The 20,188-nt window shown below is 70.7% G+C and carries 17 protein-coding genes; 7 read left to right on the top strand and 10 right to left on the bottom strand.

Features of this window, described 5'->3' with window-relative positions; translation table 11 throughout:
- Window positions 1–30: 30 nt before the first annotated feature.
- The 5 genes from FJ091_07710 to FJ091_07690 form a co-directional block, all read right to left on the bottom strand.
- Window positions 31–636 carry a 2-hydroxychromene-2-carboxylate isomerase gene (locus tag FJ091_07710; GenBank protein MBM4383243.1) on the bottom strand — a complete coding sequence of 202 codons (606 nt, stop codon included), beginning with the start codon at window positions 634–636 and terminating at the stop codon, window positions 31–33.
- 150 nt (window positions 637–786) lie between these two features.
- Window positions 787–1,302, bottom strand: coding sequence for a DUF1992 domain-containing protein (locus tag FJ091_07705; GenBank protein ID MBM4383242.1), 516 nt, complete (start codon window positions 1,300–1,302; stop codon window positions 787–789).
- A 73-nt stretch (window positions 1,303–1,375) separates the two neighbouring features.
- Window positions 1,376–1,981, bottom strand: coding sequence for a nucleotidyltransferase family protein (locus tag FJ091_07700; GenBank protein ID MBM4383241.1), 606 nt, complete (start codon window positions 1,979–1,981; stop codon window positions 1,376–1,378).
- Between the two features lie 67 nt (window positions 1,982–2,048).
- On the bottom strand, window positions 2,049–3,137 hold the full coding sequence (locus tag FJ091_07695; protein MBM4383240.1) for an XdhC family protein: 1,089 nt from the start codon (window positions 3,135–3,137) through the stop codon (window positions 2,049–2,051).
- 40 nt (window positions 3,138–3,177) lie between these two features.
- A complete protein-coding gene (locus FJ091_07690) occupies window positions 3,178–4,044 on the bottom strand; it encodes a hypothetical protein (GenBank protein ID MBM4383239.1) in 867 nt (288 codons plus the stop codon).
- Between the two features lie 127 nt (window positions 4,045–4,171).
- Between FJ091_07690 and FJ091_07685 the strand changes: the two genes are divergently transcribed.
- Complete coding sequence (locus FJ091_07685) at window positions 4,172–4,681, top strand: N-acetyltransferase (GenBank protein MBM4383238.1); 510 nt, start codon at window positions 4,172–4,174, stop codon at window positions 4,679–4,681.
- 425 nt (window positions 4,682–5,106) lie between these two features.
- On the opposite strand, the gene FJ091_07680 is transcribed toward FJ091_07685, so the two are convergent.
- Window positions 5,107–7,221, bottom strand: coding sequence for an AAA family ATPase (locus tag FJ091_07680; protein ID MBM4383237.1), 2,115 nt, complete (start codon window positions 7,219–7,221; stop codon window positions 5,107–5,109).
- A gap of 132 nt (window positions 7,222–7,353) precedes the next feature.
- Here FJ091_07680 and FJ091_07675 point away from each other — a divergent pair, with 132 nt between their 5' ends.
- From FJ091_07675 to FJ091_07655, 5 genes are all read left to right on the top strand, one after another.
- A complete protein-coding gene (locus FJ091_07675; protein ID MBM4383236.1) occupies window positions 7,354–9,759 on the top strand; it encodes an ATP-binding protein in 2,406 nt (801 codons plus the stop codon).
- A 219-nt stretch (window positions 9,760–9,978) separates the two neighbouring features.
- Entirely contained in the window at window positions 9,979–10,293 is a 315-nt protein-coding gene (locus FJ091_07670) for a sel1 repeat family protein (protein ID MBM4383235.1), read from the top strand.
- Window positions 10,268–10,909: a sel1 repeat family protein gene (locus FJ091_07665; GenBank protein ID MBM4383234.1), complete on the top strand. Its 642-nt coding sequence runs from the start codon at window positions 10,268–10,270 to the stop codon at window positions 10,907–10,909. Before FJ091_07670 ends, FJ091_07665 begins: the two co-directional genes overlap by 26 nt.
- A 155-nt stretch (window positions 10,910–11,064) precedes the next feature.
- Window positions 11,065–12,087, top strand: a complete 1,023-nt coding sequence (locus FJ091_07660) for a fatty acid desaturase (protein ID MBM4383233.1) — start codon at window positions 11,065–11,067, stop codon at window positions 12,085–12,087.
- A gap of 10 nt (window positions 12,088–12,097) precedes the next feature.
- Complete coding sequence (locus FJ091_07655; GenBank protein ID MBM4383232.1) at window positions 12,098–13,999, top strand: M61 family metallopeptidase; 1,902 nt, start codon at window positions 12,098–12,100, stop codon at window positions 13,997–13,999.
- 66 nt (window positions 14,000–14,065) lie between these two features.
- On the opposite strand, the gene FJ091_07650 is transcribed toward FJ091_07655, so the two are convergent.
- Genes FJ091_07650 through FJ091_07635 form a run of 4 tightly spaced genes read right to left on the bottom strand, consistent with a single transcriptional unit; the run spans window position 14,066 to window position 17,584 of the window.
- A complete protein-coding gene (locus FJ091_07650; GenBank protein MBM4383231.1) occupies window positions 14,066–14,977 on the bottom strand; it encodes an SDR family NAD(P)-dependent oxidoreductase in 912 nt (303 codons plus the stop codon).
- Window positions 14,978–14,996: 19 nt separating this feature from the next.
- Window positions 14,997–15,584: a DUF4276 family protein gene (locus FJ091_07645; GenBank protein MBM4383230.1), complete on the bottom strand. Its 588-nt coding sequence runs from the start codon at window positions 15,582–15,584 to the stop codon at window positions 14,997–14,999.
- Window positions 15,581–16,777 (bottom strand): AAA family ATPase, encoded by a 1,197-nt coding sequence (locus tag FJ091_07640; GenBank protein MBM4383229.1) that lies wholly within the window; start codon window positions 16,775–16,777, stop codon window positions 15,581–15,583. The genes FJ091_07645 and FJ091_07640 overlap by 4 nt, the downstream gene beginning before the upstream one ends.
- A gap of 27 nt (window positions 16,778–16,804) precedes the next feature.
- Entirely contained in the window at window positions 16,805–17,584 is a 780-nt protein-coding gene (locus FJ091_07635; protein MBM4383228.1) for an enoyl-CoA hydratase/isomerase family protein, read from the bottom strand.
- 147 nt (window positions 17,585–17,731) lie between these two features.
- On the opposite strand from FJ091_07635, the gene FJ091_07630 reads away from it, so the two are divergent.
- A complete protein-coding gene (locus FJ091_07630; GenBank protein ID MBM4383227.1) occupies window positions 17,732–20,143 on the top strand; it encodes a CoA transferase in 2,412 nt (803 codons plus the stop codon).
- Window positions 20,144–20,188: the final 45 nt, after the last annotated feature.

The raw sequence follows: 20,188 nt of genomic DNA, 5'->3' as shown, positions 1-20,188 counted from the left end.
CGGAGAGGAGAGAGCTCGCCGTGCACGGGGTCACCCCGCTCGCTTCAGCGCCGCCTCGACGAGCGGCAGCCGGTCGTTGCCGAAGAACATGTCGGACTCGTTCACGTACATCGTGGGCGAGCCGAAGCCACCGCGCGCGATCAGCTCGTCGGTGTTCTTGCGCAGCTGCTCCTTGATTTCGGGCGCTGCGATGCGCGCGAACAGCCAGCTCGCGTCGAGGCCCTGCTGCTTCGCGATCGCTTCGAGCACCGCGTCCTGCGAGAGGTCTTCGCCGCGCCCCCAATAACTCTCGAAGCAGGCGCGCGACCATGCCGGCAGCTTGCCGCGCTCCTCCAGCGCGATCGCCGCGCGCATCGCCTTCACGCTGTTCACCGGGAACACCTTGGGCCAAGCGATCGTCAGGCCGTAGAGGCGCGCCCAGTCTTGGAGGTCCTTCGAGCTGTACTTCGCCTTGCGCGGGTTCGGCTTCTCGCGCGCGGCGTAGACCGTGTCGTTCACCGTGTTGAAGACGCCGCCCACGAGGATCGGCCGCCACACGAGCTGCGCTGCGTGCGCGCGTGCGACGCCCTCGATCTTGTGGAACGCGAGGTACGTCCACGGGCTGCTGCAGTCGAAAAAGAACTCGAGCTTCGCCATCGCGGCCTCGCTTGTTGGGAGACCGACTCGAGATGCGCGGAGACCCGACGACGAGACTCCACGCACCGCGAGCCACTGTTCGATCTTCGCTCGGCTCCCGTCGGGATGCCTCCGCTCGGCTTTGCTTCGCTGCGCGCTCCGCTTGCGGGATCATCGCTTCGTGGGCTTGATCTCGAAGAGTGCGCGGCGCTTCGCGCGCGTGCTGCCGTCGCCCTCGCGCGCTTCGAGATGAAGCGTGGCGCTGCCCGGCGCCGCGGCACCGCTCGCTTCCGAGCGCGCTGCGCTCCAGCGCGTCACGAGCTCCTCGACGTCGAGCGGCGCTTGCGTCGTCATCGGCCCGTCGGTCGCGGTGCGGTTCACGCGGCGAATGTCGGCGTTCAGCGCGTCCACCGCCTCGCGCACGGCGCGCTCGCTCGGGAAGCCCGCGAGCACCTCGCGCAGTTTCTGCGCGCGCACCTTCACCTCGATCGCCGGCGGTAGATACGACACCTCTTTGCGACGCAAGAACTGCTTCGCCCACCACATCGGGTCTTCGGCGTCGCGCAGATTCGTCTGCGGCTTGCCCGCGCCCGATAACTCGTCGAACAGCCCGCGCGACTTCGCCTCGCGGATCTGCGCGTCGATCCACGAGTCGAACGAGAGATCCCAGGACTTGCGCTGCGTCATCGCGACCTCGGGGCGGAGCACAGCTTCCAACGCAACCGATCCGTAAGCCAGCGTTCGACTCTGCGCCTGCGCGTCACGCGCGATCCGCGGCTCGCGCTTCGAGAATCCGCCGCGCGCGCTCCCAGTCGTCGCGCGTGTCGACGTCGAGCGCGCCGTCCGGGAACGGCACGAGCGCGCGGTGGGCGCGTTCGCGCACGAGCAGCGCCTTTGCCCCGCGGTCGCCCTCGAGCGCGAGCAGCTTGCGCGCATAGGGCGGCGAGAACAGCGCGGGCACGCCGGGCTCACCGCCGTACTCGCACGCCGCGATCTCGGCGCCCGCGGCGTGCTGCGCAATCAACGCGTCGAGCAGCGCAGCATCGACTGCGGGCTGATCCGCGAGCATCACGAGCACGCTCTCGTCGCCGCGTGCGAGCGCGGCCTCGACGCCCGTGCGCAGCGAAGCGGCGAGCCCCGCCTCCCAGCGCTCGCAGCCCACGCACTCCACCGCGAGCCCGGTGAGCGCCGCTTCCACCTCGGCGGCGCGCGCACCAGTCACGACGAGCACGCGCCCTACGCGCGAGCCCAGCGCCGCAAGCGCTGCGCGTCGAATGAGCGTCTGGCCCGCGAGCCGCAGCAGCTGCTTGGGCTCGCCGAGGCGCCGCGAGCCGCCGGCAGCGAGAAGCACCGCGGTTACGGGCATCCCGCCGCTCGGAAGGGGTCAGACCCTGCGTAGTTGCGTCGCGCGGGGATTCGGGCGGGCACTACCGCTACGCCGCGGGCTCGTGGATCGGGCCTTTGCGCTCGCGCAGGGCGCCGCCGCTGCGGCCGCTCGCGAAGGCCTGCACTTCGGCGCAGATCGAGAGCGCGATCTCCTCGGGCGCGTCGGCGCCGATGTCGAGGCCGGCGGGGCCGAACACGCGCGCGCGCTCGTCGTCGCCCACGCGCGGGCCGGTCGCGGCGATCTCGGCGAGCAGGTCGTGCGTGCGCTGCTTCGGGCCGAGCACCGCGATGTACGGCGCGGGCGTCGCGAGCAGCGCGGCGAGGATCGCGCGGTCGTGCAGGTAGTGGTGCGTCATCACGATCGCGTGCGTGCGCGCATCGACAGCGGCGCGCACGACCGACTGCGCCACCTCGACGTGGCGCACGTCGGCGCCGGGGAAGCGCTCGGCGACCGCGTAGGCCGCACGGTGGTCGCTCACCACCACGTCCCAGCCGAGCTCGCGCGCGATGCGCGACAGCGGAATCGCATCGGGGCCGGCGCCGAACAGCGCGAGGCGCACCGGGGCGCGCGCCATCTCGAGCCAGATCGACTCACCGCTCGCGCTCGTGAAGCGCCGCCCGTGGCCGCTCGCGAGCGCGTTTTCGAGCGCGGCGTCGACCTCGGCGACCGCGAGCGTCCCTAACAAGCCTGCCTGCGCGTCGAGCGTGCGGCGCTGGCCCGCGCGCGCGCCATCGAGAGCCGTCGCGATCGCGCCGCTGGTGCGCGCCTCGCTCCACGCGCCGAGCTGTGCGAGCGGGCCTGGCTGCGTGGCGTCGACGCGCTCGAGCCACACGTCCACGGCGCCGGCGCAGCCGAGCCCGAGGCCCCACACGATGTCGTCCTGCCCGCGGTGGTCGTACTGCACGAGCTTCGGCGTACCGGTCTCGCGCACCGCGCGCGCGTGCTCGAGCAGATCGCCCTCGAGGCAGCCGCCGCTGATCAGGCCGACCATCGTGTCGTCCGCGAGCACGAGCATGCGCGCGCCCGCGCGCCGGTAGGTCGAGCCCGCAACGCCCGCGACGCTCGCGAGCACGCCGCGTTCGCCGCGCGCCGCGAGCTGCTCGTAGGCCGCCAAGATGTCGCGCAGCTCTCTCACGCACGGCTCCTGAAGCAGCGCCGAGTTTCGCGCGTGCGCCTCAATCGCGCCGCAGTCGCTGCAGCGCGAGCGCGGCGAGCGGCGGCACGACGAGCAGCGCGAGAAACACGGCCACGATCGTGTCGAGCGGCACGTGGAAGAACTCGTTCGCGAGGCGCGAGAAGTCCATCCAGTGCCCGCCGCCCTTGGCCTCTTCGTAGAGCTCGCGGTGGATGGCGCTCGTGCGCAGCTGCCAGGCGAAGCGCACGTCGGAGAGCACGATGAACCAGCCGATCAGGCCGTAGAGCGGGCGCTCCGCTTCGAGCTTGCAGCCGCGGCCCGAGAGCGCGCGGTGCAGCGCGAGCGTCGCAAAGCACAGCTCGCCCCCGTGGCCCATCGCGAGGATTGCGGCCTCGTGCCCGCGCGTGAGCGCGAGCGGCACGTAGAGCGCCAGCGCCGCGAGCAGGGCGTTTCGCAGCGGCGCGCGCTCGCGCATTGCGTACGCGGCGTACGCGAGCGCGGCGGCGACCCCCACGCCGAGCAGCGCGATGCGGTCTTGCTGCAGCGTGACGCCGCCGCCGTAGCTGAAGTCGAACGCGGGAATCGACGGGTACCCGAACAGCCAGCCGAACGCGGCGTGCCCCATCTCGTGAACGAGCGTGGTCATCGCGCCGAGCGCGGCCTGCGTCGGCCAGAACTGAAGCGCGAGGAACGCGGCGACGAGCCCTCCGCCGAAGCACGCCCAGCCGAGCGAATCGACGTGCGGCCCGCGCGCAGGCTCGGGCTCCGCGACTGCTTCGAGCGAAGGCTCCGGAGTCGCTTCGGGTGTCGCGACCGCCGGCGCCCGCCAGCGCGAGAACACGACGCCGCAGCGCGCGCACTCGCTCTCGAAGCCGGTCTCGAAGCCGCACTTGGGGCACTCGGTCATGGCGCACGCATCGGCCGCGCTCGCGCCGAAGCTGATTGCGCCGGCCGCGGCTCCGGCGCGCGGATCCGTGCACGTCGCGCTGCACGCGGCTCGGCTCGTGCGCCCGCGCTGCGCATACTCTCCGCGCATGAGCACGGACCTCGCAGTCGAGATTCGCCGCGCGGAGCGCCGAGACCTCGCGCGCATCGTCGAGATCTACAACCACTACGTCGAGACGACGGCGATCACCTTCGACGTGAAGCCGTACACGGAAGCCGAGCGTGAGCCCTGGCTCGCGCAGTTCGCGGCGAGCGGGCGGCACCAGTTGTTCGTCGCCGAGCGTGCGGGCCGCGTGATCGGCTACGCGAGCTCGATGCAGTACCGCCCGAAGGCCGCATACGAGACGAGCGTCGAGGTCACGATCTACGTCGACGCTGCCGAACGCGCGCGCGGCATCGGCCCGCGCATGTACGCCGCGCTCTTCGACGCGCTGCGCGGCGAAGACGTGCACCGCCTGCTCGCAGGCATCACGCTGCCCAACGACGCCTCGGTGCGCATGCACGAGCGCCTCGGCTTCGCGCTGGTCGCCCGCTACAGCGAGGTAGGCCGCAAGCACGGGCGCTACTGGGACGTCGGGTGGTGGCAGCGGGCGCTCTGAGGTTTCGCGGCTAAGGACTCACTCGCGCATTGCGCAGCGGAGGCCTGCGATGGACGAACTCGGCTGGCGAGTCGTGTTGTTAGGCGCCGGGCTGATCCTCGCGCTCGCCTGGTTCGCCAGCGCTCTGCGCCGCGCACCGAAACGCAGGAGCCGCTGGCAGCGGCTGCGAGACGAACTGCGTCCGGACGGCTTCCAGCGGTTCCTCAGCGGGCGAGGCGACACTCCGCAAGGCGACTCCCCAAATCCGGGGGAGCCCCGCGGCGTGGACTTCGGCGAGCGCGACTCGAGAGGGCGCGGCGGACCTGAATAGGCGGAGCCGAGCTCTCCATCAACGGGCCACCGTCGTCGCGATGGCGCTCGCTTTCTGCCGGGTGGGCGTCGTGCTCGCGCGCGGCGCTGCGCGAGCTCGCACGCCCGGCGATCGCCTAAGCGCTCTCTACGCCGCCCACCGCGCACGCGCGCTCGGCTTCCTCGATCACGCGGCTCGGCTCGCCCACGCACGTGACCCACAGTTGGTGCACGGCGCGCGTGGCGCCGACGTGAAGGACGCGGCGCGACTTGGCGTCGGGCGGGAAGTGCGCGGCGTCGCAGCCGGCGAGCACGACGTAGTCGTACTCGAGGCCCTTCACTTGCTCGACATCGGTGACCTCGACGCCGGGCGTGAACGCGAAGTCCTGCTGCTGCACCCAGCGCAGGCGCGGCACGTCGCTCTGCTGGAGGCCGCGGAAGTAGATCTCGCTCAGCTCGCGCGACGGCGTGAGCACGGCCACCGACGCGAGCGGCTCGGCGCTCGCGAGCGCGTGCAGCGCATCGGCGAGCGAGGCGATGCAGGCGCCGTGCTCGGTGTAGTGGAAGATCTCGACGGGCGGGCCCGAGCGCGTCGTCATCAGGGCGAGGTCCTTCTCGCGCAGCTGACCTAATAGCTCCATCGCGAAGCGCGTGATCTCGGCGGAGGAGCGGTAGCTGATCTGCAGCGTGTCGACGTGCGCCGCTTCGAGGCCGAGGTGGCGGAAGAACTGCGACCAATCGGTGAAGCCCGCGGCCTGCATCACGTGCTGCTGCGTGTCGCCCGCGAGCGTCACGCTGCGGCGCTCGCCCGCGCACTCGATCAGCACGCGCACTTCGAGCGGCGAGAAGTCCTGCACCTCGTCGATCGCGATGTGGCGCAGCTCGAGCGGCGCGCCGTTCTGCGCGAGCAGCGGCCCCATCCGCAGCTGCCACGCCCGTAACAACAGCGCGTCGTCCTCGGGATCGAGCTCGGCCTCGGCGTCGTGGTCGCCCGAGATGTAGGCCTGCACCGCCTCGAGCTGGCGCCGGCAATGCGCCACGGCCTCTTCGAGGTGGCCCGCGCGGAACGCGTCCGGCGCGACCTCCGCGAAGACGCTCTGCAGGAACGGCAGATCGCTCAGCACCGTGATCCAGTCGTCGACGACGCGGCCGCGCGTGGCTTGGGCGGGCGCGCGCGCGACCTGGCGTTCGAGCGCCGTCTCCATCGCGGGATGCAGTTTGAGGCGCGTCACGAGCGCGGGCGTGTCGTCGCGCACGTTCTCGGCGAGCCCCGGGAAGTGGCGGCGGCGCACTTCGCTCGACCACTGGTGGAAGGTGCGCACGGCGACCCGCGCGACGCCGAGCGCGGGCAGCACGTGGCTCACGTAGTCGCGCAGGCCCTGCGAGAACACGACGAAGAGCGTCTCGTTCGAGTCGATGCGCGCGTCGTCGTAGGCGAGGTACGCGATGCGGTGGAGCGCAACGGTCGTCTTGCCCGAGCCCGCAGCGCCGCGGATCACGACGAGGCCCGCGCTCGGGCGCGTGATCAGGTCGAACTGCGCGGGATCGATCAGGCCCGCGATGTCCGGCAGGCGCTTGTCCGCTCGCAGCGCGCGCCCGCTCGGGTCGGTGCCGAGCCGCCGCGCGCCGCCTTCGCCTTCCTGCACGCGCAGCGCCGCGCCTTCGCCGCCCGCGAGGCGCGGCAGCGTCTTCGCCGACACGCGCCAGCCCTCGTCCACGCTCGCGTCCTGCACGAACACGCCCTCGGGCGACTCGACGCGCTCGAGCGCACCCGCGCGAATCGTCACCGTGCGCCGCGCCTCGACGTGGCCGGCCTGCACGCGCCCGCTGATCTCCTCCTCGTACTCGTCGCCCTGCTGGTAGCGGTAGAAGAGCTGCGCGATCGGCGCGTTGCGCCAGTCGACGATGCGGAGGCCGTGGTCGAGGCGCGTCGCCTTACCGATGCAGAGATCGCGCACGCGCCCGCCTTCGCGGAGGCGCAGGTGCGCGAAGTACGGCGACGCGCCGTCGACGCGCGGCGCGCCGCGCGACTTGCGGATTTGATCGAGCACCGAGCTCTGCACGTGGAAGCGCTGCGTCAGCTGCGTCTGGTCGTAGAGGTCGGGCGCACCTTCGAGCAGCTGATCGCGGATGCCGTGCAGGTCCTGCACGAGCCCGGACTCGTTGGGCGGCGGCGGCTCGGCGTTCGCGCCGAGCGTCTCGCGAACCCGCGCGAGCAGCTCCAGCTCCTCCTGCACGATGCGATCGGGCACGTCAGCTCCGCGTCAGAAGAACGGAGTTGGGTAGTTCAGCCGCGCGCGAAAACCAAGGCGGGGCCGAATCGCGAGTCCCTCGCGACACGATTTGGGTTGCCGCCGCCGCCACGCGCGCGATGTAATCCCGCGATGCTGCGCGCAGACGACTACGAGAAGCTCGGCTCCTTCTACCTCGGCCGCGTGATCGGTGCGGACGGTGCGCCCAGCGACGCGCCGCTGCTCTACGACGCGAAGGACCTCACTACGCACGGCGTGTGCGTGGGCATGACGGGCAGCGGCAAGACCGGCCTCTGCCTCGCGCTGCTCGAAGAGGCCGCGATCGACGGCATCCCCGCGCTCGCGATCGACCCGAAGGGCGATCTCGGGAACCTGCTGCTCACGTTCCCGCAGCTGCGCGCGGAGGACTTCGCGCCGTGGATCGACCCCGCCGAGGCTGCGCGCGCGGGTGCGACGCCGGCGGACTACGCGAAGACCGTCGCCGATCGCTGGCGCAAAGGGCTCGCGGATTGGGGGCAGGCGCCCGAGCGCATCGGCGCGTTCCGCAGCGCCGCCGACGTCGCGATCTACACGCCCGGTTCCACCGCGGGCCGCCCGCTGCGCCTGCTCCGCTCGTTCGACGCGCCGCCGCCCGCGCTCGCGAGCGACGCCGAGGCCGTGCGCGAGCGCCTTCAGGCCGCGGTGGCGAGCTTGCTCGCGTTGCTCGGGGTCGACGCGGATCCGATTCAGAGCCGCGAGTCGATCCTGCTGCAGAACGTGGTGAACGCCGCGTGGTCGAAGGGCGAGAACCTCGACCTCGCGAGCCTGATTCGCGCGATTCAGCAGCCGCCGTTCGAGCGCGTCGGCGTGTTCGACCTCGAGTCGTTCTATCCCGCCAAAGAGCGCATGGCGCTCGCGATGAACCTCAACAACCTGCTCGCCTCGCCGAGCTTCGGCGCGTGGCTCGAGGGCGAGCCGCTCGACATCGCGCGCCTGCTCTACACGCCCGAGGGCAAGCCCCGCCTCAGCGTGCTCTCGATCGCGCACCTCAGCGACGGGGAGCGCATGTTCTTCGTCACGCTGCTGCTCTCCGAGCTGATCGCGTGGATGCGCGCACAGCCGGGCACGCAGTCGCTGCGCGCGCTGCTCTACATGGACGAGATCTTCGGCTACTTCCCGCCCACGGCGAATCCGCCGTCGAAGCAGCCGATGCTCACGCTGCTGAAGCAGGCGCGCGCCTACGGCGTGGGCGTGATGCTCGCGACGCAGAACCCCGTCGACCTCGACTACAAGGGCCTCGCCAACACCGGCACGTGGTTCCTCGGCCGCCTGCAGACGGAGCGCGACAAGCTGCGCGTGCTCGAAGGCCTCGAAGGCGCGAGCACCGCGACCGGCAAGGCGTTCGATCGCGGTGCGATGGAGCGAGTGCTCGCCGGCCTCGGCAATCGCAAGTTCCTGATGCACAACGTGCACGACGACGCGCCGACGCTGTTCGAGTCGCGCTGGGCGCTCTCGTACCTGCGCGGGCCGCTCACGCGCGAGCAGATCCGCAAGCTCACGGCGCCCAGCACACCCGCGCCGAGCGCCGCGCCCGGAGTTGTTACGGCCGCGCCGAGCGCGCCTCCGGCTCCTGCCGCGGAGGCGCCCGCAGCGCGCCCCACGTTGCCCACGGGCATCGAGGAGCGCTTCGCCGCAGCGCCGGCCACGGGCACGGGCGGCGCGCTCGCGTACGAGCCGCACCTGTTCGCCACCGCTAGCGCGCACTACGTGAACGCCGCCGCAAAGCTCGATACGTGGCAGAGCCTCGCGCTGAGCTCGCGCCTCGACGAAGCCAGCGCGGATGCGCCGTGGGAGGCGCTCACGGAGCTGCCCGGCAAGCCCGCGCTCGCAGCGGGGCCAGCGCCCGGCGCGTCGTTTGCGCCGCTGCCCGCGCTCGCCGAGCGGCCTGCGAGCTACGCGCGCTGGGCGAAGATGCTCGAGTCGAAGCTGTTCCAGGCGCGCCCGCTCACGATTTACGAGTGCAGAGCCCTGAAGGCGACATCGAACCCCGGCGAATCACTCGGGGACTTCCGTGCGCGACTGCGCGACAAGCTCCACGAGAGCCGCGACCTCGAGCTGGAGAAGCTGCGCCAGAAGTGGGCGCCGAAGCTCGCGCAGCTGCAGGAGCGCCTGCGCCGCGCCGAGGAGCGAGCCGAGCGCGAGAAGGACGAGTACTCGAGCAAGAAGCTCGAGACCGCGGTCTCGATGGGCGCGTCGGTGCTCGGCGCGCTGTTCGGGCGCAAGCTCGCAAGCGCCACGAACGTCGGGCGCGCCGCGAGCGTCGCGAAGAGCGTGGGCCGCGCCGCGCGCCAGAAGGAAGACATCGCGCGCGCGGAGGAGGGCGCCGAGGCGATCGCGGCGCAGCTGAAGGAGCTCGAAGCCGCGTTCAACGCCGAGGTCGACGCGCTCCGCACCGCGGGCGGCGTCGAGGCGCTCGAGATCAGCGAGATCACGGTCGCGCCGCGAAAGGGCGACCTCAGCGTGGATGGCGTCGCGTTGCTCTGGGTGCCGCGCGCTTAGGGTGCAGGTCAAGGCGACCGAGCAGGTCGCCCTTTCCTTGTTTACTTCGCATCGGCCTCGAAGACTCGGCCTTTGCTGCGCGCTTCGCTTGCGGCCTCGGCCGACACGCTTTGGAGGTGCGTTCGACTTCGAGGGCGTTCCGGCGCTTTCGAGAGTTCGGGGAGCTTCCAAGGAGTGCGTTGGCTTGCGAGACTGCGTCTCGTCTCTCGGGGGTACTCGATGCGCGCCTACCTCGCGTTGTTAATGGCCGCGCTGGTCGCGCTCGCTTGCGTGCCGGCGAATCCGGTGGCGGAGCTGGAGCGGACGGCGGAGAGGCAGCAGCAGGGCTTCGAGGCGGCGTTCGCGGAGAGCCTGAAGCGCGCGAAGGCGGGCGATGTCGAGTCGATGTCGGTCGTCGGGCAGATGTATCAGACGGGCCAGGGGACCTGGGTGAATCACGCGGAGGCACAGCGCTGGTACCGCACGGCGGCGGAGAAGGGGGCATGCGGAGTCGGCGTACCGGCTCGGTGTGCTCGTCGACTTCGGCGTCGGTAGTCCTGCGAGCGCGAGTGACGCCACGCGCTGGCTGAAGGTCGCGGCGGATCTCGGCCACAAGTCGGCGCAGCGTCAGCTAGCGAGCATGTATGCCCAGGGCCGCGGTGTCGCGAAAGACGACGCCGAGGCGTCGCGGCTTTACCTCGAGGCGGCGAAGCAGGGCGACGTCGAGGCGCAGTCGGCGATCGCGCAGCGGCTCGATGGCGGCGTTGGCGTCGCCGCGGACGCAGCCGAGGCGCTGCGCTGGTATCGCGCGGCCGCCGAGCAGAGCAGCGTGATCGACCAGTACCAAGTGGGCTTCCGCCACGACATGGGCATCGGAACGCGCGAGGACGACTACGAGGCGCTCGCCTGGTACCGGCGGGCGGCGGAGGCTGGCAGTGCGGACGCGCAGTACGCGATCGGCACGCTGCACGCGGAGGCGAAGGGTGCCCTGCGCGATCCCGTCGAGGCGTGCCGCTGGCTCGAGATCGCGACGCGCTCGGGTCATCCGAGCGCGCGGCGGGCGCTGATCGTCGTGGAGACGCAGCTCACGCAGCGCGATCTCGACGATTGCCGCAAGGCCGTCGAGGCCTGGGTGGCGCGCAAGTCGCCGCCGAAGCCTGCGACCCCATAGCTTGGCTTCGCTCGCCCCTAGGTCCGGCGCGCTTTGTGCCTTCTTTGTGAAAAGCCGCGCGCGCCGTCGCCTCGCTCCGGTCGGCGTTCTACCCATGCGCCGTTCGCGCCCGCTGCGTCCCCATCGCCTCGGTCGCCACGATCGGGGAGCTTCGTTTGAGCGCAGCAGAGATGTCGTCCGCGCAGTGGCAGCGCGTTCTCACCGCCTACGCCGAGCCCGAAACGTTGCGCAGCGCGGCGCAGCTCGCGGGCAACCTCGCGGCGTTCTTCGCGCTCTTCGTCGCGATGTGGCAGCTCGCGGACACGAGTCGTTGGGCGAGCCTCGTGCTCGCGATTCCGGCTGCGGGCTTCGCGCTGCGCCTGTTCTCGATCCAGCACGACTGCGGCCACGGCGCCTTCTTCCACTCGCGCGCCGCGAACGATTGGACCGGGCGCGCGCTCAGCGTGATCAGCCTCGTGCCCTACGCGTACTGGCGCAGCGCGCACGCGACGCACCACGCCACGATCGGCCGGCTCGACAAGCGCGGCATCGGCGAGATCGACGTGTTCACCGCGCGCGAGTTCAGCGAGATGTCGTGGCTCGGCCGACTCGCCTACCGCGTCTACCGGCATCCGCTCGGGTTGTTAGGCGTCGGGCCGTCGTGGCAGTTCTATCTGCGCTTCCGCCTGCCGTTCAATCTGCCCGAGCCCGCGCGCGAGGCGCGGCTGAGCATTCTCGGCATGAACGCGGCGCTGCTCGCGCTCGGGCTCGCGATTCACGCGACGCTCGGCTTCGGCGAATTCCTCTGGATCTACCTGCCCACCATGACGCTCGCCGCCGCCGCGGGCGTCGCGCTCTTCTACGTCCACCACAACTTCGAGAACGGTTATTGGGCCGAGCCGCCCGACTGGCGTCACCGCGATGCGAGCCTGCTCGGCTCGTCGTACCTCGCGCTGCCGCGCCTGCTCGAGTGGTTCACAGGGCACACCGGCATTCACCACGTCCACCACCTGTGTCCGCGCATTCCCAACTACCGGCTGCGGGCCTGCATCGAGGCGCATCCCGAGCTCGCCGAGCTGAACCGACTGGCGCTCGGCGAAGCGATTCGCTGTTTTCGGCTCGGTTTGTGGGACGAGGTGGCGGGGAAGCTGGTCTCGTTTCGCGACGTGAAGGCGCTCGCGAGAGCGCGAATGGAGTGAGCCTGTGCAACTGATCGCGTTCCTGTTCGCCGCGTTCCTGACCACCCTCGGCGCGGCGAGCGCGGAGCCGATCCGTCTCACGGTCGACCTGCGCGAGGCGCCCCAGCGCATCCTGCGCGCGCGCGAGACGATTCCCGTAACGAGTGGACCGCTCGCGCTGCGCTATGCGAAGTGGCTGCCCGGCGAGCACTCGCCGAGCGGTCCCGTGGTCGACATGGCGGGCCTGCGCATCACGGCGGGCAAGCAGGCGCTCGCGTGGCAACGCGACTCGGTCGACCTGCACCTCTTCCGCGTGACGGTGCCCGCAGGTGTGACGCGCATCGACGTGGCGCTCGACTATCTCGCGCCTTCGAGGGGCGACGGCTTCACGAACGCGCCCTCGACCTCCGCGAAGCTCGCGATGCTCGCTTGGAACACCGTGCTGCTCTACCCGGATGGCGAGCGGCCGGCAGCGCTGCAGCTCGAGCCGCAGATCGAGCCGCCCGCGGGCTGGGAAGCGGCGACGGCGCTGCGCATCACGGAGAAGCGCGGCCATCGCGTGAAGTACGCGCCCGTCTCGCTGGAGACGCTCGTCGATTCGCCGCTGCTCGCGGGCGCGCACTACCGACCGATTCCGCTCGCGGCGCCCGCTGGCGCGCCCGAGCACGTGCTTCACCTGATGGCCGACAGCGAAGCCGCGCTCGCGCTGAAGCCCGAGACGCTCGCGGCGCTCGCGCGCCTCGTGCCCGAGACGCATGCGCTGTTCGGGGCGCATCACTATCGCCGCTACGACTTCCTGCTCGCGCTCTCCGATCACGTCGCGCACTTCGGGCTCGAGCACCACGAGTCGAGCGACAACCGCCTCCCCGAGCGCACGTTCCTCGAGGAGGCGAGCACGCTCTCGGGCGCGTGGCTCCTCCCGCACGAGTTCGTGCACTCGTGGAACGCGAAGTACCGCCGCCCCGCCGGCCTCGCAGCGCGCGATTTCACGACGCCGATGGAAGGCGACTTGCTGTGGGTGTACGAGGGCCTCACGAGTTATTGGGCCGAAGTGCTCGCCGCGCGCGCGGGGCTCGTGACGCCCGAGCAGGAACGCGACAGCCTCGCGTGGATCGCGGCGGGCCTCGCTTACACGAAGGGCCGCGAGTGGCGACCGCTCGTCGATACCGCGCGCGAGGTGCAGCACCTGTTCGGCGCGCGCTGGGAGGGCTCGAGCTGGCGCCGCGGCGTGGACTTCTACAGCGAAGGCGCGCTCGTGTGGCTCGAGGCCGACGCGCTGATTCGCGCGCAGACGAGCGGCGCCAAGTCCCTAGACGACTTCGCGCGCGCGTTCTTCGGCGGCGCCACGAGCGGTGGTCCCGAGGTGAAGCCGTACACGCGCGCCGAGCTCGTCGCTGCGCTGAACGAAGTCGCGCCGCGCGACTGGGAGGCGTTCTTCGCGCAGCGCATCGACGGGCTACGCCCGGGCGCGCCGCTCGAAGGCATCGAAGCTGCCGGCTGGAAGCTCGTCTACAGCGAGGAGCCGAACGCACTCGGCGAGGCCTGCGCCGCCGAATCCGAGGGCGCGCTGAACCTGCTCGACTCGCTCGGCGCCTACCTATCGGGCGAGGCCAAAGTCGCCGACCTCGTGCCCGGCTCGCCCCTCGCTCGCGCCGGCATCGGCGTCGGCGCCGAAGTCGTCGCCGTGAACTCGCGCGCGTTCAACGCGGACGTGCTGGCCGACGCGATGGCCGCGGCGAAGGAAAGCGGCGCGCCGATCGAGCTGCTCGTGAAGAACGCGGATTTCTTCACGACGCACGAGGTCGACTACCGCGGCGGCGCGCGGCACCCGCATCTCGTGCGCGACGAAGCGAAGCCGGACCTGCTGAGCTCAATCTTGGCGCCGAGGACGTGGAGCGCGGAGGAGAAGGCGGGTTCGCAAGCGAAGGAGTGAGTCGGCGCGCCCAATTTGCGCGCCGGCCCCTCGCGAGTCGACGAAACGCGCGTCCCCCGCCGCGCCTCAGATCTTCTCCGCCGCGCCTTCCTTCTTCGCGCGCGCGAGGTTCTCCTGACGCGCAGCGAGGAGCTGCGGCATCACCGCGTCGAGATCGTTCTGCGTGAACGGGGCGCCGCCCTTCGTGAAGGATCGAATCACGGCGGGCTGCTGCATGATGCCGACCTCGCCGCTCATCACGTTGATGATCTGCGACGTGAAGCCCTGGCCCTTCGCCGAGCACAGCCAGCTCACCACCGGCGCGATCTGCGCGGGGCTTTGCGACGGCGCGTTGGCGCGGTCCGGCTCGCCGCGGCCCTGCATCAGCGGAATCGTGAGGCGCGTCGCGGCGCCGGGCGAGATCGTGTTGACGGTGCAGCCGTACTTCGCGAGCTCGAGCGCGAGCACGCGGCTGAAGCCCGCGATGCCCGCCTTCGCGGCGCCGTAGTTCGCCTGCCCGAAGTTCCCGTACAGGCCCGACACCGAGGAGAAGTTCACGATGCGGCAGCCCTGGCGGTTGTTCGCGCGGATGTAGTTCGCGAACGGGCGCGAGCACGCGTAGTGGCCCTTCAGGTGCACGGCGATCACCGCGTCCCAGTCGGACTCTTCCATGTTGTAGATCGTCTTGTCGCGCAGGATGCCCGCGTTGTTGATCAGGATGTCGCACGCGCCGAACGCATCGAGCGCGGTCTTCAGGATGCGCTGTCCGCCCTCGACCGTGGCGACGCTGTCGAAGTTCGAGACGGCCTCGCCGCCGAGCGCCTTGATCTCACCCACTACTTCGTCCGCGATGCGCGTGCCGCCGGTGCCGTCGGGCGCGCCTCCGAGGTCGTTCACGACGACGCGCGCGCCCTCGCGCGCAAAGTCCAGCGCCATCTCGCGGCCAATGCCGCGGCCTGCGCCGGTGACGACTGCGATCTTGCCTGTGAGCACGCCCATGGGGGTCTCCTTCGAGTTGTTATGTGGGGACTTGCGTCCGGAGGAGTGATTCGACGTCTCGCCAGAACTTGTCGAACGACGGCGCTCGCCTCGCCTCGTCGAGGTCCATCGTTGCTGCGAACGCAGGCTGATCGAGCACCTCGCGGTACGAGCGATCCGCCGGCATGGCGCTCGATAGCCAGCCTTTCGCATCTCGGATGCTTTCGGGATCAGCCGGCGGCGAAAGGTCTGACCGTAACCCGCGCTTCCCCCGAAGCGACGTCGCCGATGCGAGGAACCACGCCTCAAACTCGGTCTTTGCTAGGACGGCACGAATCTCACGGTCACCGCGTCTTGCGCGGGCTCGCGCGAGAAGCTCGCTCGCGAGTTCTGCCGGACAATCGTCGTCGGCGTCGAGCAGGATCAGAACGCCGCCACCAGCGCCTGCGTGGCGAGCAGCGAACTCGACCGTGCGCTCGAGCTCGCCTGCCTTGAGGAGCCGTTGCCGCGGAATCCGAATGGGCCGCAGCGCTTCGACCTCGCGTGAGATCGACACTGCAATCCGCCGAATCAACTCGGGCGCGGCCTCGGCGTCACCATGGCCCTCGACGATCGTTGCAAGCCTCATGCGGGTCTCGCGTCCCCAAACAACTCGAGCTGTTCGGGATCGAGGCGCGTCTGGTCAGGGTCGGGGCGAAGCTGATCCATCCGAAGCAACTCGCCAGCCGTGTACAGGTGCTCGCGAAGCGCAGAGCGGCCTGTTTCGTCGAGCCGCCCGATCTTCGTTTCGCCGTGCTCGGCGAACACCGCGAGGATCGACTCATCGGGGATCGATTCGTTGTCGAGCAAGTCTGGACTGTGACTGGTCACGAGAATCTGCGCGTGCTCGGCGGCGTCCTGAAGGCTGTCGGTCAGTACGCCCGCCGCTGCAGGATGAAGCGCGACCTCGGGCTCCTCGATCCCGACCAGGCGTCGCGCGGCGGCCCCGCTCGCTCCTCCCTGAAAGAGCGCGACGAGAACAGCGAAGGAGCGCAAAGTTCCGTCCGACATGTTGGCGGCAAGAAAGCGCCAAGGATGCTTGGCGCCTCGCACGTCCTGGCGAAACTCGAGCGTTTCCTTTGGGCCGATCGTCTTCGAGTCAACACCTGCGATGCCCGGCACGACCTTCGCGAGATACTCCTCGATTCTCGTCTTCAGCTCGGGCGCGTGCGTGGCGAGATTCGCGACAACACTCGCGAGATTGCTCCCGTCTCGGCTCAGCAGTTCACCCGGATCGGGCGGCTGTAGATCTTTGATCTGGTCGGGATTGAGGTTGTAGAAGCCCATGTTCGAGAGAGAGTCGTAGAGCGGGCGGAACGCTTCGAGCCCGGAAGCGCTTACGAGATAGAGGCGATCTTTCGCTGGTGCGGGCGGGGCTGCAAGAGACGACGCGCGGACGACGCCCGACTCCACCTCGTAAAACGCACTCGAGATCCCGATTACTCGGCACTCTTCGCGCTGCACCTCGTAGCCGCCGCTCTTCTTCGCGCCGACGTTGAACGCGTAGTGGCCGTAGTGATTCGGAAGCGTGAACTCGAGCCGAATCCCGAAGTGCGTGGGGTGACCGCTCGAACGACGGCGAACTTCGTTGATACCGCCGCGGTCTCGAAGCGCGTGATCGAGCGAGTACCGAAGCGAGTCTGCGACGAAGCGGAGTGCGTCGAGAAAGTTGCTCTTGCCCGACCCGTTCGGACCCACGAGGAACGAGAGCTGTGCGGGCCGAACGTCGCAGGCGGCGATGCTCTTGTAATTGCGAATCATGATTCGCGTGAGCAATCGCATGTCGCGCTTCGGCCGCATGACCTGTTCCTAGCGCCCGACGTACTTGGGCGCGCGCTTCTCGAGGAACGACTTCACGCCCTCGCGATGGTCCTCGGTCTGGAACAGCTCGCCGAGCGAGCGGCTCACCCACTCGCCGAGGGTCTTCCAATCAGGATCGAGCGCTTCGCGCAGGCCGGCCTTGAGGCGGCGCACGGCGAGCGGCGGATTCGCGGCGATCTTGGCCGCGAGCGCGACGGCGGTCTCGAGCAACTCGGCGTCGGGCACGACGCGCGAGACGAGGCCGATGCGCTGCGCCTCCTTCGCGTCGATCACGTCGCCGGTGTAGAGCAGCTCGGCGGCCTTCTCGCGGCCCACGAGCGAGGCGAGGCGCGAGAGGCCCGCGACGTCGCAGCACAGGCCGCGCAGCACGAACAGCTCGCCGAACTTGGCGCGCTCGGACGCGACGCGCAGGTCGCACATCATCGCGAGCTCCATGCCCCAGCCGACCGCGGCGCCGTTCACCGCCGCGATCGCGGGCACGTTGCTCGTGAGCAGCGCCTCGGCGGCAGGTGTCAGGCGCGGCGCCGCAGCGCTGAGGCGCTCGCCGGCTTTGCGCTCGCCGCCGCCCATCACCTGGCGCACGTCGTCGCCCGAGCAGAACGCGGTGCCGGCGCCGGTGATGACGAGACAGCGCGCCGTCGTGTGCCGGACGGCGTGCTCGAGCTCGGCGTAGGTGCGGAAGGTGAGCGCGTTGCGTTGCTCGGGCCGGTCGAGCGTGAGGATCTCGACTTCGCCGCGGCGTTCGACGCGAATGTCCTGAAGCTCCATGCGGGCACGTTCTCCGAGCGGACGCCGGAAGCGGCGAAGGGCGCATGTTCAGGCAGCAAGCGGGCGCGCGGCAATGGGCGCGCCGCTCTGGTTCGCGGGGAAGCGCCGCGCATATGATGCCGGCCCGCCGAGCGCGAAGGAGCCCCCATGTCGCAAGCTGCCGCTGACCGCCCGCTCTCAGGAGTCCGCATCGTCGACCTCTGCGACGGCCGCGGCGAGCTGTGCGGGCGCCTGCTCGCGGACCTCGGCGCCGACGTGCTGCGCATCGAGAAGCCCGGCGGCGCCGCTTCGCGCGCCACGGTTCCGCTGCACGACGGCGTGAGCCTCCACTTCGCGTGGCGCAACGCGAACAAGCGCGGCGCGACGCTCGATCTCGCGAGCGCAGTGGGGGGCGCGCCGCTGGGCTCGCTGCTCGCGAGCTGCGACGTGCTGCTCGAGTCTGCGGACAAGGCAGCGCGTGCGGCGCAGAAGCTCGCGCCCGCGGAGATCGCGGCGGAGCATCCGCATCTCGTGCACGTCTCGCTCACGGACTTCGGGCTCACGGGCCCGTATGCGGACTGGATCGCGACCGACGCGGTGCTCGAAGCGATGAGCGGGATGATGTTCAAGGCGGGCATCCCCTCGAAGCCGCCGCTGATTCCGCCGGTTCCGCTCGCTCACGATGTGGCGTCCGTGACGGCTGCCTACGCGACGCTGCTCGCGCTCTGGCAGCGCCGCGCGTCGGGCTGGGGCCAGCACCTCGATTTCTCGCTGCTGCTCGGCACCGCGCAGACCACCGACTGGTCGTTCTCGAACGCGAGCTTGTTACGGGAGAAGGGCCTGCCCGTCGCCGAAGTGCGCAACGGCAGCGGGCCCGTCTACACGATCTACAAGTGCAAGGGCGGCTACGTGCGCCTCGTGATCCTCTCGCCGCGGCAGTGGCGCGCGATGTGGGAGTGGCTCGGCAAGCCCGAGGAGTTCGCCGACGCGCACTGGGAGCAGTTCCCGGCGCGGCTCATGAACGCGGACATCCTCACCAAGCGCTACGAGGCGCACTTCGCCGAGCTCACGATGGAGGAGGTGTCCGCGGAGGCGCAGCGGCGCGGCATCGTGTGCACGCCAGTGCTGCGGCCGAGCGAGGTGCTCGAGAACGTGCACCTGCGCTCGCGCGGCACGTTCGTCGAAGCAGTCGTCACGGACGGGCTCCCCGCCGCGCCGATCGCGAGCGGCTTCCTCTCGGTCGATGGCGCGCGCCAAGGCTTCCGCACGCCGGCGCCCGCGCGCGGGCAGAACGATCTCGCCGCGTTCTCCGCGAACGCCGAGGAGCGCGCGGCGCCGAGCGGCGCGCGCCCCGCGCCCGCACTTCCGCTCGCGGGCCTGCGCGTGCTCGACTTCGGCATCGGCGGCGTGGGCGTCGAGGCGAGCCGGCTGCTCGCGGAGTACGGCGCCGACGTGATCAAGATCGAGACGCGCACGTATCCCGACTTCATCCGCACGGTCACCGGTGGCTGGACCTCGCCTTCGTTCACGTCGTCGAGCCGCAGCAAGCGCTCGTTCGGCGTGAACGTGAAGCACGCGGAGGGACTCGCGGCCCTGAAGCAGCTGATCGCGCAAGCCGACGTGATCGTCGAGAACAGCGCGACGGGCACGATGGCGGACATGGGCGTGGGCTGGAACACGGTGCGCGAGATCAACCCGCGCTGCGTGATGGTGTCGAGCCAGCTGCTAGGGGCGAACGGCGCGTGGAAGAGCTGGATCGGCTACGGGCCGAGCACGCAGCCGATCGGCGGCATGGTCCACCTCTGGAACTACGCGGACCAAGACTTCCCGGCCGGCTCCGGCGCGATCTTCCCCGACCACCTCGCCGGCCGCGTGTGCGCGCTCGGCGCGATGGCCGCGCTCCTGCGCAGGGACCGCAGCGGCCGCGGCGCGCTGGTCGAGGTGGCGCAGATCGAGAGCGTCACGGGCATGCTCGCGGAGTTGTTGCTGAAGGAGGGCCTCGCGCCGGGCAGCGTGAAGCCGCGCGGCAATCGCAGCGACCAAGGCGCGCCGTGGGGCGCCTACCCGTGCGCGGGCGAGCAGCAGTGGTGCGTGATCACGGTGCGCGGCGACGACGACTGGCGCCGGCTGTGCGCCGCGCTGGGAGACGCCGCGCTCGCGAGCGACGCGCGCTTCGCCAGCGCCGCGGGCCGCTTCGCCGCGCAGGACGAGCTCGACGCGCGCATCGGCGAATGGACGCGCGCCCGTCACAAGCGCGAGATCGCCGCGCTGCTCCAGCAGCACGGCGTCCCGTGCGGCGCAATGTTCGCCGGCACCGACCAACTCGACGACGCGCACTATCAGCAGTGGCGCTATGCGCGCTTCATCGAGCAGCCCGGCGTGGGCCGCATGGCGCTCGAGGGCCCCGCGTTCGCCGCGAGCGGCATGAGCGACGTGTACGTCGCGCCCTCGCCCGAGCTCGGCCAGCACACGCGCGAGATCGCGCGCGCGCTGCTCGGCATGAGCGACGCGCAGATCGAGGCGCTGGTCGCCGCGGGCGCGCTCGAGGATCCGCCGCCGCCGCGCGGAGCGGTGCTGTGAGGCGCGCGCACATCGCTGCCGTTTCGGGCCGCGGCGGCCGCTGAG

Source organism: Deltaproteobacteria bacterium, from assembly GCA_016875395.1.
Taxonomy (GTDB): domain Bacteria; phylum Myxococcota_A; class UBA9160; order UBA9160; family UBA6930; genus VGRF01.
This window is presented reverse-complemented; position numbering and strand designations above follow the sequence as displayed.